Origin of the sequence: Crenothrix polyspora, from assembly GCF_900163755.1 — a bacterium.
Lineage (GTDB): Bacteria > Pseudomonadota > Gammaproteobacteria > Methylococcales > Methylomonadaceae > Crenothrix > Crenothrix polyspora.
In genome coordinates this window covers 125,251-140,740 of the sequence record NZ_FUKI01000126.1, presented here as the reverse complement: position 1 = coordinate 140,740, position 15,490 = coordinate 125,251, and the positions used below count along the sequence as shown (strand labels likewise).

Sequence of the window (15,490 nt, the reverse complement as noted above, 5' to 3'; positions counted from 1 at the left end):
AAAATGAAAAATTAATTATGACTATCTAAGCGCGGGTGATGCTGCACGAGAGGGCTAAAACAGTTGTTGATTAAAAGCTGCCAGCCGTTTATTTACCAGCATCCGGTGTATCCGATTTTTTATAACCATTCCACATGGCTTTCACCAAATTTTCACCATGTACAAAGCCTTCAACAACAACTCCCAGAACATGCACAATAACCAGTAACAAGGTAAAGTTAGCCGCAAATTCGTGGAGCTCTTCCCACAGTTTTTCATTACTAGCGCCTACCATGCCAGCAAGTGGCCCCAAGTGTTGGTCGGCGGCATAAACAATAAGACCTGAGATAACAGTCAGCAATAAACTCAGCATTAACAGCACTATCATGGCTGCACCGGCTGGATTATGTCCCAAATAACGTTTGGCTTTTAGCTCAATGGCTTCTTTGGTGTACGTGTATGATTGCAAAGGGCTGCATAAAAAATTAGCAAACCGTGCGTACTCATTACCCACAAAGCCCCAAATCAAGCGAAAGACCAGTAAACCGAGTACGATATACCCTGCCCAAACGTGTACGGGTAACAGCTCTTCTTCAGTCAGATAGGCTACAAAAAAACTGACAACCAATAACCAATGAAAAATTCTAAGTGGCAAATCCCAAACTTTAATTAATGCTGTTGAATTCATTTTGTATTCCTTGTGTTGGTTTATTACCGATGTGTTCAAAAACCAAGTGCAGAATAACACCATCCTGGGATCAATCTGTTGAGATAAATCAATAAAGTAAAAAATACCTGTTTACTTTTTTAATCAGGATAAAAATCAAGGGACATAATCTGTTCATTCGACCAAGGGCAGGCTTTAGGAAACACCTTACGGGCAATGCCGGTTTCTTTTATAGCATTATCCACTGCATCATCCCACACATCGGCTTGCCAATCAGCATCAATCAACGATGCTTTCAAGCTGGGTGTTTTACGGAGACACAATGCAATTCTTTGCCGTTGGGTGCGAATGGTATCTTTCCAACTACCGCCACGCCGTTCCGGTTGATATTCCCACTTTAACAAATGTGCCAACAATATCGACATGCGCCTGACCAGTTCGTGTCGTTGATTTTGGATAAACCATAACACAATAGCACCCAACAAAAACGAGCCATAAAGCCAAGCCCATACATTATTTCGGACTATGATTTCTTGGAATAGCGTTAATTTAACCGTACCTGAATTTACCGACAGCCAATCAATTTTGTGGCGATAATAATACTCACAGTAACCTTGTAAAAATAACAATACCGATAACAAGGCATTGTAAATAACCACAGCTTTGATAGTAACGCAACGTGCCGATTGTATTGCTGCTGTAAAAACGACAGCGTACACAAGATCAATAACCGCGTAAGAAAACAAAACGATCATCCACCAACCGTTCATGTCGCTGTTGTAAAACCAAACCCAACCTATCCATAGTACAAGGCTGTTGGACAAAATAAGCAAACTAAAAACTAAGCTCGCTATGAACAAAAATCCTTGATTTTTATGAGCTTCAGCGATAGCCATACAAAAAACCTGTCTGATGAAAAGTTAAATGAGCATAGACAACAGCATACTACTTTTTAATATTCCTTTGAAACGGCACCACCGTCGATGGTACAACCGCAGACTGCGAATGATTGGCATACGTATCCCAATCCGGCGTATAGTCTTCGGCCTGATTGCCCCAGACCACCCAGTTAGGCCGTGGACCTCTGGCGAATAACTCAATAAACGGCCCAGGGCTACAAGCTTCAATCAAGTCATATTGCTCATCCGGTTTACGGCTGTGCTCGCGCTTGCGGGTAGCAATAATATTTTCCTGGCTACGTCCTGGCTGCAAAGTACGGGCATTTTTACCGCGCACACCAAACAAAATAATTTCGGTGACATTACGAAAATAAAACCCTACGCCACGCCTATCTGGTCCGCCATCTTTGCGGATTTTGTACCATACCAGATTGGTCTTATAGGTAAAACCCCAATGCTCCATGACCTGCATGCCTTCTGCCAGCAACGCATTAGGTACCCACAGATACAGATGCGCGGTATCAGCAACAATGGCTTCTACCGGCAAATCTTTAATCGCCTGCAACGCCATGGTCGGATAACGTTGCAAGCGTTTATGTTCCGGTGCCATTTTGCCCGTGCGGTTTTCAAACTGCCAGGGCGGGTCGGCCAACACCGTGGCAAATTTTTGCTTGCCTACGGCTTGCAGCAGGTCATCAGAAGCGCTCATGTTTACTCGTCCTCAATATACAATTTTTTGGATATTCCAATAATTAACAACGGACAACCTGCGCCACTGCCCCCTTCAATACGCGGTAACAGCTTACCGACATGGGTCGTTGACGCGCCATAGGATGCGCCACGCCCTAACGTTTTAAATACCTCCTGCAATTCATCACAGCGGGTAATAATGACACCGACACTGATCGCCCGTAGATCAAACAACAACCTGAAATTGTTGAGATCACGATCAAAAAACGGATCTTTGTTATTCCATTCGATTTCAACGGCGACACGGTTTTTAAAGCAGTCGACCTTGTGAGTTGGCGTGTCGATTTTGTGTTCATCGACCACCACCTGGGTTTTAAACTGCTTCTCCTGCCAGTGCCGGTTATAGAGATAAGAGTCGATAAATCCGGATATTTGTGATTTGCTGCCACCGGGATTGGTAATCCAGCTTTTGTACAAACGAAATTCCGATAGCACATCGATGATGTCTTGCCATTCTTCCGGAAAATCTTCCTTTAAAATGGCGCAGGCATGTTTCCATTCGTGGATTTCGTAATGCTCACGGATAAAGTCGGGCAGTAGATTAACGCCCATTAACCGGGTGGCCAGGCCAATTGCCGTCCACCCAAAACATGCAAATGCAGATGATGCACGGTCTGGCCACCGTGCTGGTTACAGTTAAATACTGTCCTATAACCTTGCTCAGAGATGCCTTCCTGCTTGGCAATAATGGCAGCGGTACGCAATAATTGTCCTGCCAGTTCGGTATCGTCGAGATCATTCAAGTTCGCGATATGGCGTTTAGGAATTACCAGCACATGCACGGGGGCTTGTGGACTGATGTCCCTAAATGCAAGCACAGTATCATCTTCATAAACTACATCCGGCTTGATGTCACCGGCGGCCATTTTGCAAAACAAACACTCTGTCATGATTACCCCGATCAATGAAAATTAATGAGCCGACAATTATACCAAGACCTGACACCCACACTCCAAATCGATAACCACCGGAGAGACTTGCCGTGTAGTTCTATCTTTTCGAACATGGAGAACCATGAAAGTGAGCGGGTCAAATACCACCACATCCTTGACCCCTTGCGACAGGTAAAACGGCGAGCCGATTTCCAAGTCCTTGGCTTCATAGCCTTTGCTGACCACCTCAATGACAGCTTCTGGAATCATGGTTAAGGCTGAATCCTGCTCTTCCTCACTGGGCTCTCGGCAAAAAATCGAGATGTCGGGACGTTTTAATCCGGTAGGAAATTGCACACAAACATCCACGGCATGAACACATCCACATGCTGATTCAGCCGTGTCTGCTTTCGTTATACCTTGAACAATTCGCTCGATGTGTTTTTGATGGCGATAAACAAACAGGTTGTGCCTCCAAAATGTGCGGGCCGTTGACGATTTCAAGACGAATGCCAAGCTCGCTGGCCTGAAGTAATAGGGGTGATAGGCTCATGACTTACCTTACTTTTTAGAGGGAACTCATTCAATGTTACGTCTTCCTTTAAACGCATGCAACAAGGTAACCCGATCAATAAACTCCAGCTCGCCCCCCATAGGCACACCCGATGCCAAACGACTGGCTTGCACTTTATGCTTAACCGCCAGTTCACCGATAAAATACGCAGTGGCATTGCCTTCCAGTGTGGAGTTGGTCGCCAAAATCAACTCTTTAACCTCACCTTTAGCCAATATCTGCTCAAGAGCATCCAAGCCCAATTCATCAGGGCCGATACCATCCAGCGGCGACAAATGTCCGTGCAACACAAAATAGCGGCCTTTAAATACCGTCGCCTGCTCCACTGTCCATACATCAGCCGGTGATTCAACCACACACAACAGCGCCAATTCACGGGCAGGATCAGCACAAATCTCACATAAGGTTTGCTCTGTCAAGGTGCGACATTGCTGGCAATGGCCAATTTCCGCCAGTGCTTTCAGCAATATCTCGGCCAAGGCTTTGGCATTATCACGGTTGCGTTGCAACAGCTGAAACGCCATACGCTGCGCGGTTTTTGGCCCAACCCCAGGTAAACAGCACAAATGCTGAATCACCTGCCCCAGCAATCCCTTCTTTAGCATATTAGAACGGCATTTGAAAACCCGGCGGCAGCGGCATACCCGCCGTCACTGAAGCCATTTTTTCCTTTTTCAGCTTGCCGACTTTATTGACCGCATCGTTAATCGCCGCAGCCACCATATCTTCCAACATATCACGGTCTTCACCAACCAAAGACGAATCAATAAAGACTTTTCGCGCTTCGCGCTTACCGCTCATGGTGATTTGCACTAAACCGCCACCGGATTCGCCCACCACCTGCATGGTCGCCAATTCTTCCTGGGCTTTCTTTAGGTCTTCCTGCATCTTTTGGGCTTGCTGCATCAAATTACCCAAGGCATTTTTCATTATATTTTCTCCACTTATGTTAGCGAGGCTCTACCGTGCCAGGAATCACCTGCGCACCGAAGTGTTTTTTTAACGCCTGTATATTATCATCGGTATTAATAGCATCCACAGCCGTCTGTTGACGGCTTTCACGGTCTTTAATATTTTGGATAGCCGGTGTGTCTGTCGTAGTTTTTTGCGCCGTAATGACCAGTTTTATCTGGCTACCCCGATACGCCTGCAAAGCTTTCAGCAAGCTTTCTTCGGTTCGCGCACTGCGGATACTGGCCGAGCCAGGATCAATCAGCAAAGTACACAGCGTATCATCAATACTTTCCAGTATACAGTTATTGGCCAGTTCGCGGCTTAAGCCACTCAAACGCATGGCAGCAATCATATCCGGCCAATTATCGCTCAGTTGCACAGGGGCAGATTGCAGCAACGTAACCGGCGGCTCTTGTATCTGGGTAGATAACTCCGGCTGTGGCGCATAAACGGAAATGCTGGGGGGGGTTATCGGCAGCGATACACTTACTAAAGGTGGCGCAGGCCGTGCCATAGTATTTACTGGCGCTTGTTGCACCGCAGCAGGCGCTGGCTTTGCTGGTACAGACGCAGCACCCACACGGACAACCGATTCGATCTTAACCGGCCTAAATGCTAACATCCGTAACATAACCATCTCAAAACCACTGCGCGGATCGGGTGCTAAATCCAAATCTTTCTGCCCCATTAAAGCAATCTGGTAATACAACTGCACATCTTCAGGCGTAAATTGCGTGGCTAAAGTATTGAGCATCTCGGCATCAAAATCCTGATCGATAGCCGTAGGCACAACTTGCAATAAGGCAGTACGGTGCAACACCTGCAAAATCTGCGCTAACACGTCGCCAAAATCAGGGCTTAAATCGGTAATACTGCTGATGGTAGCCAATATGGCGTTAGCATCACCGGCTGCCAATGCGGTCAAAATATCTTCTACCGGCTGCTGGGCAATCGTGCCGAGCATGTCACGCACATCATCGGCACGTACACTGCCATTGCCGAAAACAATGGCTTGGTCGAGCAGACTTAAGCCATCGCGCATACTGCCATCGGCGGCACGCGCCAATAATTTTAACGCGCTGGTATCGGAGGCAATGCCTTCTTGCTCCAATATATACGTCATTTGACCGAAAATCTGCGAGGGTAGTAATTGCTTGAGATTAAACTGCAAACAGCGCGACAACACCGTGACCGGAATTTTTTGCGAATCAGTGGTGGCCAGCAGAAATTTAACGTGTGCGGGCGGCTCTTCCAGGGTTTTCAACAAAGCGTTAAAACTGTGACCGGACAGCATGTGAACTTCGTCGATTAAATAGACTTTATAACGGCCACGGTTCGGCGCGTACTGGACGTTATCCAGCAAATCACGGGTATCTTCCACTTTGGTGCGCGAGGCGGCATCGACTTCGATTAAATCTAAAAATCGGCCTTCATCAACCTCACGGCAGATGGGGCAGTCACCACAGGGATTGAAATCTTGCAGGTTTTCACAATTGATGGCTTTAGCCAAAATTCTGGCCAGCGTGGTTTTACCAACGCCGCGTGTACCGGTGAATAAGTAAGCATGGTGGAGGCGATTATGCTGTAAAGCGTTCATTAACGCTTTTACGACATGGGATTGTCCAACGACTTCAGAAAAATTATGGGGTCGCCATTTTCTGGCAAGAACCTGGTAGTTCATTGCAGGCTCGAAAGATAGTCACACATATTTGGGCGGCAACCGTACCAGCCACATCCCGGCACACGAATCCCCTGTTACCGTTGCTCCCTTCCGGACCTGGCGGGGTTCACAGGGTATCGTTGCGAGAGGACCGATACGGCTACCATTAATTCAGCGCTAAAGGCTAAAGAAGTTGTATTATCACTTATTACGCCAAATAATACAAGACCAAGTCTCTTCCAATACAAAATGAATCTGGCAAACCTTTAAATCTCACATTAAAGAAAGGGCTAGCTTAGTTACTCGCGCTTCATTGATTTATTCTTACAGATTTTTTATTTAACAATAAGGCTATTATTAACCATTTTAACGCCACGTACGCGTCGCGCCATTTCTACCGCTCTGTTCGCACCTTCTGTGGTATCAACAAAACCACTCAGTTGCACAACACCCTTATAAGTTTCAACATCAATCTGTAATACTTTCAACCTAGAATCGGCCAATATTGATGCCTTAACCTTTGTAGTCAACACAGTATCATCAAAAAACTCACCCGTACTCTCATGTTTTTTGCCACTGGCACATCCTGTAAGACACACAGCTATAACCAGCACAAAACTCAATAGAAATTTCATTATTAATTGTAATTTGTTCATAACCATCCATACCGTGAAAGCCTCATAAAAGTAGCATTGTCTCCAAAAACAGGCCTCCTGAGCAGAAAAAGCCTATGGAGAATATGTATTTATAAATTCTGATCTGACACTCGTCCCAATTCCTCAAGCTATCAAACAACCTAAGCACGCATTTGGCTTAACAGAATCTGTGGGTACTATAGCAACATAGCACAGAAGTAATCAATAACACCTTAGTACAAAAAAAATCAGCTAATGTCTTGATGATGCGCCACAGTACGCGAATCTAAGCACATTTTATTGCAAAACCACGCATACCCTTCACCTCAAAATCCGCGGCTATAACTAAAACCCACTGATATTTTTAAAATATCAGCTTAAAAACGAATCTATTGTAAAAAATATAACAATAACAGTGGATTTTTAAAAAATATTTGTCTATTTCCTGTGCTTTTTTTTGTCTGATCTATACTTATTCAGCATAAAACCTCAATTAAACAAATAAGCTCAGCCATTTAAAAATAATTAGTTGTATCAAACTGCAATCCGTTTTTTGTATATACAAACAGTATTTTTTGGCAATTTTTTATAAAGTAGACAGTGGGAAATTTATGATCCAAACAACAAAAACCAGCGCTTTGGCCTCTACCAATACAAATACGCTATCAATACCTGATCATTTAACGCCACACAATGACCCAGTCTCTCATTGGTGGCCTACTGATGATGCGCTGATTTATAATGCTATCGAAAATTTACCAAATACCCACGCTGAACTAACACCGACTTACACCACCAAGCCTATTGATATCTCTGTTGCAGGCCATAAAATCTCTGCTGAAGATTTTTATAACATAAACACTCACAACACGGAAGTCTGCACTGGGGCAGAAGAGTTATTAACTGGCAAAACACTAAAAATAAATTTTATTGAGCTGCTTCAACCCACACAAACAGCCATTGAACAATCTGCATTAACGCCGCTTAACATGGGTGACGGTGTATTAAAATATGACATCCAAACACCACTAGCCCTTGTATATACAGCAGAATTTGACCACGTACCGTATTTTAGTGACACTATTTCTAGCCCTACTATACAGTTTATCGGGCAATCATTAGAAACAATACAGATAAACTAGCTTGCTTAAGACCTTCTAGGTAAAATACGCCAGCAACAAGCCCCGATTCAGGGGTTTGTTTTTTTAGGCTACCAACTAAAACGGGACAAAAAAATAATGATACTGAAGTAGGTTAGGCTGTCTGCTATTTAGCAAACCAATATTGATAACCATTGAATCATGTTGGATTGAAAAAAACACGCAACCCAAACTACATTTTGTTCCAGCTTAAATTGCTAGCCTTTTTTTATCACTAAAAGGCAACACCCATGCTCTCACCCGCCTCAGAACTCGCTAAGGCTATTCGTCACTGCCGCCACTCTTTTATGTCAGCGGCAATATTCAGCTTATTTATCAACCTACTGATGTTAATGCCCTCTGTGTACATGATGCAAGTGTATGACAGAGTATTAGGCAGCAATAGCATCTCTACTCTCATCATGCTAACGCTGTTAGTGGTGGTATTGTTTATCACCCTTGGCGCATTAGAATGGATACGCTCACAAATTTTAATTCGTGTCAGCGCACGCTTTGATTTATTACTTAACGAGCGTTTGTATCGGGTATTGTTTCGACAAGCCCTGGCTACCGGTGGAAAATCCAGCACACAACCATTAAACGATTTACTGGCTTTACGGCAATTTTTAACAGGCCAAGGTTTGTTTGCTTTTTTTGATGCCCCGTGGATTCCTATCTACATTGGTTTATTATTTTTGTTTCACAGCAGTTTTGGCTATGTTGCGATTGGCTCCGCGATATTATTAATTTTATTAGCCATCTGGAATGAAAAAGCCACCCATGATGATTTGGAAAAAGCCAACCGTGTTTCGGTAGAAAGTTCCAACATGACTTCACGTAACCTGCGTAATGCTGAAATCGTTCATGCGCTGGGTATGTTACCCGCATTAATGTCACGCTGGAAAGAAAAGCAACAACAGTTGATTATTCTACAAGCTACCGCCAGCGAAAAAGCGGGGTTAATCTCTGCACTGTCCAAAACGTATCGCGTGACCATGCAATCTTTGATTCTAGGCCTGGGTGCGTGGCTGGCTATCGACAAAGAAATCAGCCCCGGCCTGATGATCGGCGGCTCTATATTAATGGGGCGTGCGTTAGCGCCTATCGATTTAATGATTGGTACATGGAAACAATTTTTAAGCGCACGTACTGCCTACGAACGCCTTAATACTATTTTGGCACAATACCCTGCCGAAGCCGAACGCATGCCCTTGCCTACACCTAAAGGTGCATTACGTGCTGAACAAGCCGTTATCGTGCCGCCAGGCTCTAAAACAGCGGTCATTAAAGGCGTTAATTTTTCAATTGAACCTGGGGTTTTTGTCGCTTTAATTGGCCCTAGCGCCTCTGGGAAATCCACTTTAGCACGCGCACTATTAGGTATCTGGCCAACAGCTAACGGCGCTATACGCTTCGATGGCGCTGAAATTTCTAACTGGGATCGTGCGTTAATCGGCCCCCATGTAGGGTATTTACCTCAAGATATCGAGTTATTTGACGGCACGATTGCCGATAATATTGCCCGCTTTGGCGAACTGGATTCCGAAAAAATTGTTGCTGCTGCCAAAGCCACCGGTGTACACGATATGATTTTGCATTTAGCACAAGGTTACGATACCGAAATTGGTAGCACCGGTGGCGCGTTATCGGCTGGCCAAAGACAACGTATCGGTCTAGCGCGGGCACTGTACGGTAGCCCTGTGCTGGTCGTATTAGACGAACCTAACTCCAATCTGGACGAGCAAGGAGAAATCGCACTCAGTCAAGCACTGGCAGGCTTAAAACAACGTGGCTGCACGGTCATTGTTATTACGCATCGTATGGGCGTGTTAGGTTTTACCGATCGCATTATGATATTAAACGATGGTTTATTGGCAATGGATGGCCCGCGCGATGAAGTGCTGGCAAAATTACAGCAACGTCCACTAGCAACTACCACACCGGGTTAATACAAATGCACCGCCAACCAAACACTGTCAAGATCTGGCTGCGTAAAGTCGACACGGTGTTTGGTATGCGCAGGAATAAACAGATAATCGCCAGCATTCAACGTAATGACGGTATCACTGTTCGCATAACGTAACACGGCGCAGCCTTGCAATAACAGCACCCATTCGTCCCAGGCTTGATCGTACCATTGCCCAATGGGTGTACTATGGCCGCGCGACACAATACGTTCAATGTGGACAGTATCGCGGCGCAACAGTGTTTGAAAAAGCTCTTCCGGTAACGCACCAGGAAGCCTAGTAAATACATTATCCACGCTCATCACGCCATATCCTCAAGTTGAGACAAACTGCCTTATTTTGTTTGTCCATTATCTGATTATTTTCATAAAAATTTCGACAACACGCACCCTATAAAACCATAGCATTAACCTGTTTAGTCTAACACTTAATATCAGCCTTGAAACCAACCGTAATTAGCGCTAAGCTAATACTGCTTGACGTTAGTCAAGTAGCAAAAACGCTAAGCTATACCACCTGCGAATGAATTAACGCATTAAAACAACCCGTAAAGCGAGGGAAATCGTATGAAAGAAAGTATTGATTGGTTTATGATCGCCTTAAAAAAATATGCTGTTTTTGAAGGTCGCGCACGAAAAAAAGAATACTGGTATTTTATCTTGATTTACTTACTCACCCTCATTCCACTGAGTATTATAGATTTTTTTACTGGCACAATGAACGAAGCGCTGGGTCTCGGCTTTATCAGCGCTACCTATATGCTACTGATGCTCTGCCCCACCCTCGCGGTAACCTGTCGGCGCTTACACGACATGGGTAAAAATGGCTGGTGGCAATTACTTAATTTAGTACCTTTGATTGGTTTTTTTACCATCTTATTTTTTACCGTGCAAGACAGCCAACCCGCAGATAATGAATACGGGGAGGGATACATTAGACATAACGCTATTCCTCGCATAAATTAATAAGCTTTTCGATATGGACATCGCGCTTAATCGGCGGATGTCCATAACCCAACAGTTGTATTACGCCAACAAGGCCAGCAACGCATTCAAATTATTCTCCCAACTGAATTGCGCTTTAACAAACGCACGATTAGTCGGGGCAGCAATAACGCCATCAGCGCCTAACAAGACCTTGAGCTGTTCAATCATCGTCGCCGCATCATCAGAAATCGCAACCGATAACGCTGAATCAACCGAAATCCCCTCCATAGCCGCCGAAGTTGCAAGCACATATTTGGCCATCGCCATCGCTTCCAATACCTTATTTTGAATACCCCTGGCTATCCGTAAGGGTGCAACCACAACGTGTGCATAGGCAATATACGGCCTGACATCCGGTACCGAACCCGTCACAATAACCTGGCTATTGGCTAAATCTTGCACAGCTTTACTGGGTTTAGCACCCACAATATAAAACCTTAGTTGTGGATGGGTTTTAATCAACAGCGAAAATACCTGCTCAACAAACCACACTACCGCATCAACATTGGCCCAATAATCCATCGCACCGGTAAACACTAGCACTTGCTCAGCATGAACTGGGTAAGGTGATACAAAATCTTGTTCGGGCGAAAAATACACAACATCCACACCGTTATTGATATGGGTAATTTTATCACTGACGCTAGGTGCAAATTTTTTAAATAACTCAGCCTCTTGTGCTGATACAAATGCACTGACTTTGGCTTTAGCCGCTAATGCTTGCTCAAAATCAAACAAATATTTGGCTTCACGCTGATAAATCCATTTTGCAATACCGCGCTTTTTTTCTGCGTACTGTCGCCATTTATCCGAATCAATATCAACAAAATCAACCACCATATCAACACCGTGCTCAGGCTTTATAAACTGCCCCATGACCGATGAAAAAACCAACACTTTTTTAATTGCCTGGGTTTTTAAGGTGTTATCAACCCACGCTTGCAACACTTGATTACGGTAATACGGCACACTGAGTGCATCACCGGTGAGCAAACCCGTTACACTGCCAAGCTTGGCATGCAATGGCTTAAGTACTTGATAGCAGCTGCTAATACACAAGGCATCCACTTTAGCGGTATATTGCCAGTCGTTTTCATCGTCAATAAACGTAGCAAGATGCACCTTATACCGCGTTGATAAGTGGTTTAAAAAATGAAAGGAACGAATTTTATCGCCTTTATTGGGTGGGTAAGGAATACGGTGGACGAGAAAAAGTAAGTCTTGCATCAGGAAATATTTGATAAACCGCACACAAAATGACAGATCATTAGCCCAAATCCTTGGACAAAAATGGCCCCAGCAACTGGCTAACCGGCAACGGCAAGCGCTTCCAGACGGCAATAAATACCTTATATTTAGGATTTAATGGATTAATATCCGGCAAGATTTTAGCTTTCACCAGATAAAATTCATAAAACAGCGGCTGCGCTACAAATCCCCAATTTTTCTTAAAGCTGTACGAGCCAGTGCCTATTTTGCTGCGACCAAAATCAAACACCTTAATACCTTTGTCTACCGCACGGCGCATCACTTCCCAGTACATAAAATCATTGCCTTTTAACTCCCGCGCCAATGCCGTACCGCCACCATAATAAGGCAACACTTGGTCTTTAAAATAGAAACTCATTACACTGGCCACCAACTGGCCATTTAACTCAACCGTTAGCACTTCGCATTGCTCGCCAAATACCTGTTTTAAAAGTTGGAAATATTTTTTGGGGAATACCGGCGTGCCTAAATTGCGAACACTTTCTGAATAGGCCTGATACATTCTGTCAACAGTCACATCCAGCGTACTGTTAAGCCCAGCATCAATGGCTTTTCGCACCATCGCCCGTTGCTTTCTAGGAATTGCCAACCTATTTTTCTCATTATCGGCATCCAACGTTTTTTTAAAAGTAACATACAGATCTTTGTGTGGGCGCTCTGGGTTTTTTTGCACTTGATTACGCATTTCCAAATAATCTACCCCCAACCGTTCCGCCAAGCGACAAGCGTGTTGATCCAAAGCCGCATAAGCCTGTTCATTGGTAGCAACAATCCCGCCATACACACAAAACGACGTTGATACTAACTGATTACCAAACAACCGACTATTTACATGCACTAACGGCAAAATCCCAGTAATTTCACCGTCGTGTTCGGTATATAGAAAATAGGTTTTGTGGCCAAAAGCACGTTCAATCACTTGTTGCCAGCCGGCCAGGTGAAAAAAACTAGCCTCTTTGGTGTTATCAACAAACGCATCCCAACGCGCGTACTGGGAGACATCCAATGTTTTAATCATAGTTAGCAATCCCTGTCAGTGCCTTCGTTTTAAAACTTATTTTAAAAAAACTTTTTCCATCGTATCCCACTGAAAATCGGTCAGCAAACGGCTAATCCGTGCTTCCATTTTATGCAAGTTAAGATAATGTCGGGTTTTGGCTTTAAGACTTAAGCCTTGTTGTTTAGGCTGCTTTGGATCAATCTCCCACGGATGAAAATAAAAAACCCCCGCTTGCTGATCTTTGTCATTCACTTGTTGAAACGCCCATTTTGACAAGGCGTATGGGTAGAACCTAAAAAAACCACCGCCACCGCACGGCCAGTTTTTATGGCCTAGCTTTAAGGTAGTAATAGGAATTTCCTTAAAATCGTGATTGGCTATCGGTTCAAACATAAAGCGCGGCGCTTCTGGCATCCCATATAAATCATGTTTGACAGGATAAATACTGGAGCTGTATTTAAAACCTTCCTCTAACAATACATCCAGCGCCCACAAGTTTTTTGCGCCAATGGAATAGGTCGGCGCACGGTAACCTTTAACCTGTATGCCGCCTATGTCTTGCAGAATTTTTTTCGCCTTACTGATGTCGGCACGAAATTGTGCAGGGCTTAACTCGGTCACCCGCTGATGTGCGTAACCATGACAGGCTAATTCGTGGCCTTCAACAACAATGCGCTTAATCAACGCAGGGTAACGCTCAGCCACCCAACCTAAAGTAAAAAACGTGGCTTTTATCTGCCGGCTGGCAAACAAATCCAAAATTCTATGGGTATTGCGCTCCACCCGATGCGGCAAGCTATCCCAGTATGCTTTTTCAATATACGGCTCAAGCGCCGCCACCTGAAAATAATCTTCAACATCAACTGTCATGGCATTTATTTTATGCACTGCGGTTTTACTCCAGCGTTACGAGGTGTTTTGCAGTATTTTTATTTAGCTTAAGGAACGCGCACGAAATAACTTGAGCAAGTTCATGCTTCGACAGGCTCAGCACGAACGGTGGTGGCGTTTAAATTGTTCAAGTTATTTCATGCACGTTCCTAAGCACGTAAATCCCGTAAAATCAGATCTGTTTATGTTAAAACCTAGCCGATCTGACACAATATTACTCACTCAAATCATCATATGCGCCATCCATATCCAACTGAATAAGAATGGCTTTACGCAAAAGCACGCGCTCTTTACTCAAAATCGTCCGTAAATTGGCAACGGTTCTTTCTAACACAGCGATACGTTCTTCCATCTGCGGAGACAGTGTATCCGAATAATTAATATTCGAGGATGTTGACAACGCCACGACATCATGAAATTCATCAGTGACAATAGATGCCTCTTCTTCAATATCGGCAATGACTTTATTAACCGCACTAAGACTAATAACCGATAATTCATCCAGATAGCCAAACAACAAAACCCGATCACACAAGGTATTAATACGTCTTGGAATACCTTGTGTGTAAGTACAAATCGCATTAAAAACATCATCATCAAATTGGGGGGTTTGTTGCCAACCGGCTTTTTCAAGACGAAACAAAATATAGTTTTTGGTTTCTTCTTCTTCCAGTGGTTTTAGCTGAAAAGTAGCCACAATACGTTGTCTTAACTGTTCCATTTCGGGTAAAAACAAAGTTTCACCCAATTGTAACTGGCCAATCAAAAAGGTCTGAAATAAAGCTTTACCAGACATTTCAAAGTTAGACAACATACGCAATTCTTCCAGCGAATCTTTCGGCAAATTTTGCGCCTCATCAACAATCATGAGCACCCTTTTGCCATCAACCGCCTGCTGAATAAAAAACCGTTCAATACGTGTCAATAAAGTCGCTTTATCTTCGCCATCGTAAGGCAAACCAAAAGTTGCTGAAATAATTTTAAGTAAATCATCCGCCCCTACTTGCGACGACACCATGATACCAATAGTAATATCATTGCTGTTTAAACTGTTGACCAGCTCTTTAACTAACATCGTTTTACCGGTACCGGGCTTTCCGGTAACCACCACAAAACCCTCACCTTGCGTCAATCCATAACGCATATAAGCTAAGGCGCGTTTGTGTACAACGCTGTTAAAAAAGAAATCACTGTCAGCATTTAACTGAAAAGGTTTTTTACTGAGGTTATAAAAACCATCATACATAA

Annotated in this window: 18 protein-coding genes and 1 other RNA gene; 3 read left to right on the top strand and 16 right to left on the bottom strand. The window is 44.0% G+C overall.

All coding sequences use genetic code 11. The features are described from left to right. Window positions 1-88 precede the first annotated feature (88 nt). From CRENPOLYSF2_RS11980 to CRENPOLYSF2_RS11930, 11 genes are all read right to left on the bottom strand, one after another. On the bottom strand, window positions 89-667 hold the full coding sequence (locus CRENPOLYSF2_RS11980) for a cytochrome b/b6 domain-containing protein (protein ID WP_087144169.1): 579 nt from the start codon (window positions 665-667) through the stop codon (window positions 89-91). A gap of 119 nt (window positions 668-786) precedes the next feature. Next, window positions 787-1,542 (bottom strand): DUF29 domain-containing protein, encoded by a 756-nt coding sequence (locus tag CRENPOLYSF2_RS11975; protein ID WP_087144168.1) that lies wholly within the window; start codon window positions 1,540-1,542, stop codon window positions 787-789. Between the two features lie 49 nt (window positions 1,543-1,591). After that, window positions 1,592-2,254 carry an MT-A70 family methyltransferase gene (locus tag CRENPOLYSF2_RS11970; RefSeq protein WP_087144167.1) on the bottom strand — a complete coding sequence of 221 codons (663 nt, stop codon included), beginning with the start codon at window positions 2,252-2,254 and terminating at the stop codon, window positions 1,592-1,594. A gap of 2 nt (window positions 2,255-2,256) precedes the next feature. After that, a complete protein-coding gene (locus CRENPOLYSF2_RS11965; protein ID WP_087144166.1) occupies window positions 2,257-2,847 on the bottom strand; it encodes a BglII/BstYI family type II restriction endonuclease in 591 nt (196 codons plus the stop codon). Continuing rightward, window positions 2,847-3,185 carry a histidine triad nucleotide-binding protein gene (locus tag CRENPOLYSF2_RS11960; protein WP_087144165.1) on the bottom strand — a complete coding sequence of 113 codons (339 nt, stop codon included), beginning with the start codon at window positions 3,183-3,185 and terminating at the stop codon, window positions 2,847-2,849. Before CRENPOLYSF2_RS11960 ends, CRENPOLYSF2_RS11965 begins: the two co-directional genes overlap by 1 nt. A gap of 36 nt (window positions 3,186-3,221) precedes the next feature. After that, window positions 3,222-3,671 (bottom strand): Uma2 family endonuclease, encoded by a 450-nt coding sequence (locus CRENPOLYSF2_RS11955; RefSeq protein ID WP_245807991.1) that lies wholly within the window; start codon window positions 3,669-3,671, stop codon window positions 3,222-3,224. Between the two features lie 75 nt (window positions 3,672-3,746). Further along, window positions 3,747-4,346 (bottom strand): recombination mediator RecR, encoded by a 600-nt coding sequence (recR, locus tag CRENPOLYSF2_RS11950; protein ID WP_087144164.1) that lies wholly within the window; start codon window positions 4,344-4,346, stop codon window positions 3,747-3,749. A gap of 1 nt (window position 4,347) precedes the next feature. Beyond that, window positions 4,348-4,671 (bottom strand): YbaB/EbfC family nucleoid-associated protein, encoded by a 324-nt coding sequence (locus CRENPOLYSF2_RS11945; RefSeq protein WP_087144163.1) that lies wholly within the window; start codon window positions 4,669-4,671, stop codon window positions 4,348-4,350. A gap of 19 nt (window positions 4,672-4,690) precedes the next feature. Continuing rightward, the gene (gene dnaX, locus CRENPOLYSF2_RS11940; RefSeq protein ID WP_087144162.1) at window positions 4,691-6,376 is read right to left on the bottom strand and encodes a DNA polymerase III subunit gamma/tau; all 1,686 of its coding nucleotides are present in this window, start codon (window positions 6,374-6,376) and stop codon (window positions 4,691-4,693) included. Window positions 6,377-6,415: 39 nt separating this feature from the next. Then, window positions 6,416-6,512: signal recognition particle sRNA small type (gene ffs / locus CRENPOLYSF2_RS11935), an RNA gene on the bottom strand. Between the two features lie 178 nt (window positions 6,513-6,690). Continuing rightward, a complete protein-coding gene (locus CRENPOLYSF2_RS11930) occupies window positions 6,691-7,011 on the bottom strand; it encodes a BON domain-containing protein (protein WP_087144201.1) in 321 nt (106 codons plus the stop codon). 590 nt (window positions 7,012-7,601) lie between these two features. On the opposite strand from CRENPOLYSF2_RS11930, the gene CRENPOLYSF2_RS11925 reads away from it, so the two are divergent. Continuing rightward, entirely contained in the window at window positions 7,602-8,132 is a 531-nt protein-coding gene (locus tag CRENPOLYSF2_RS11925) for a hypothetical protein (RefSeq protein ID WP_087144161.1), read from the top strand. 248 nt (window positions 8,133-8,380) lie between these two features. Further along, window positions 8,381-10,078, top strand: a complete 1,698-nt coding sequence (locus CRENPOLYSF2_RS11920) for a type I secretion system permease/ATPase (protein WP_087144160.1) — start codon at window positions 8,381-8,383, stop codon at window positions 10,076-10,078. Here CRENPOLYSF2_RS11920 and CRENPOLYSF2_RS11915 read toward each other — a convergent pair. Next, entirely contained in the window at window positions 10,075-10,398 is a 324-nt protein-coding gene (locus CRENPOLYSF2_RS11915) for a cupin domain-containing protein (protein WP_087144159.1), read from the bottom strand. The genes CRENPOLYSF2_RS11920 and CRENPOLYSF2_RS11915 overlap by 4 nt on opposite strands. Before the next feature lie 264 nt (window positions 10,399-10,662). On the opposite strand from CRENPOLYSF2_RS11915, the gene CRENPOLYSF2_RS11910 reads away from it, so the two are divergent. After that, on the top strand, window positions 10,663-11,061 hold the full coding sequence (locus CRENPOLYSF2_RS11910; RefSeq protein WP_217884106.1) for a DUF805 domain-containing protein: 399 nt from the start codon (window positions 10,663-10,665) through the stop codon (window positions 11,059-11,061). Between the two features lie 60 nt (window positions 11,062-11,121). Here CRENPOLYSF2_RS11910 and CRENPOLYSF2_RS11905 read toward each other — a convergent pair whose 3' ends face one another. The 4 genes from CRENPOLYSF2_RS11905 to CRENPOLYSF2_RS11890 form a co-directional block, all read right to left on the bottom strand. Then, window positions 11,122-12,309 carry a TIGR03087 family PEP-CTERM/XrtA system glycosyltransferase gene (locus tag CRENPOLYSF2_RS11905; protein WP_087144158.1) on the bottom strand — a complete coding sequence of 396 codons (1,188 nt, stop codon included), beginning with the start codon at window positions 12,307-12,309 and terminating at the stop codon, window positions 11,122-11,124. Window positions 12,310-12,349: 40 nt separating this feature from the next. Beyond that, window positions 12,350-13,369 (bottom strand): FemAB family XrtA/PEP-CTERM system-associated protein, encoded by a 1,020-nt coding sequence (locus tag CRENPOLYSF2_RS11900; RefSeq protein WP_087144157.1) that lies wholly within the window; start codon window positions 13,367-13,369, stop codon window positions 12,350-12,352. Between the two features lie 36 nt (window positions 13,370-13,405). Next, on the bottom strand, window positions 13,406-14,239 hold the full coding sequence (locus tag CRENPOLYSF2_RS11895) for an XrtA system polysaccharide deacetylase (RefSeq protein WP_245807987.1): 834 nt from the start codon (window positions 14,237-14,239) through the stop codon (window positions 13,406-13,408). Between the two features lie 217 nt (window positions 14,240-14,456). Continuing rightward, the gene (locus CRENPOLYSF2_RS11890) at window positions 14,457-15,488 is read right to left on the bottom strand and encodes an XrtA/PEP-CTERM system-associated ATPase (protein WP_087144155.1); all 1,032 of its coding nucleotides are present in this window, start codon (window positions 15,486-15,488) and stop codon (window positions 14,457-14,459) included. Between the last annotated feature and the right edge of the window lie 2 nt (window positions 15,489-15,490).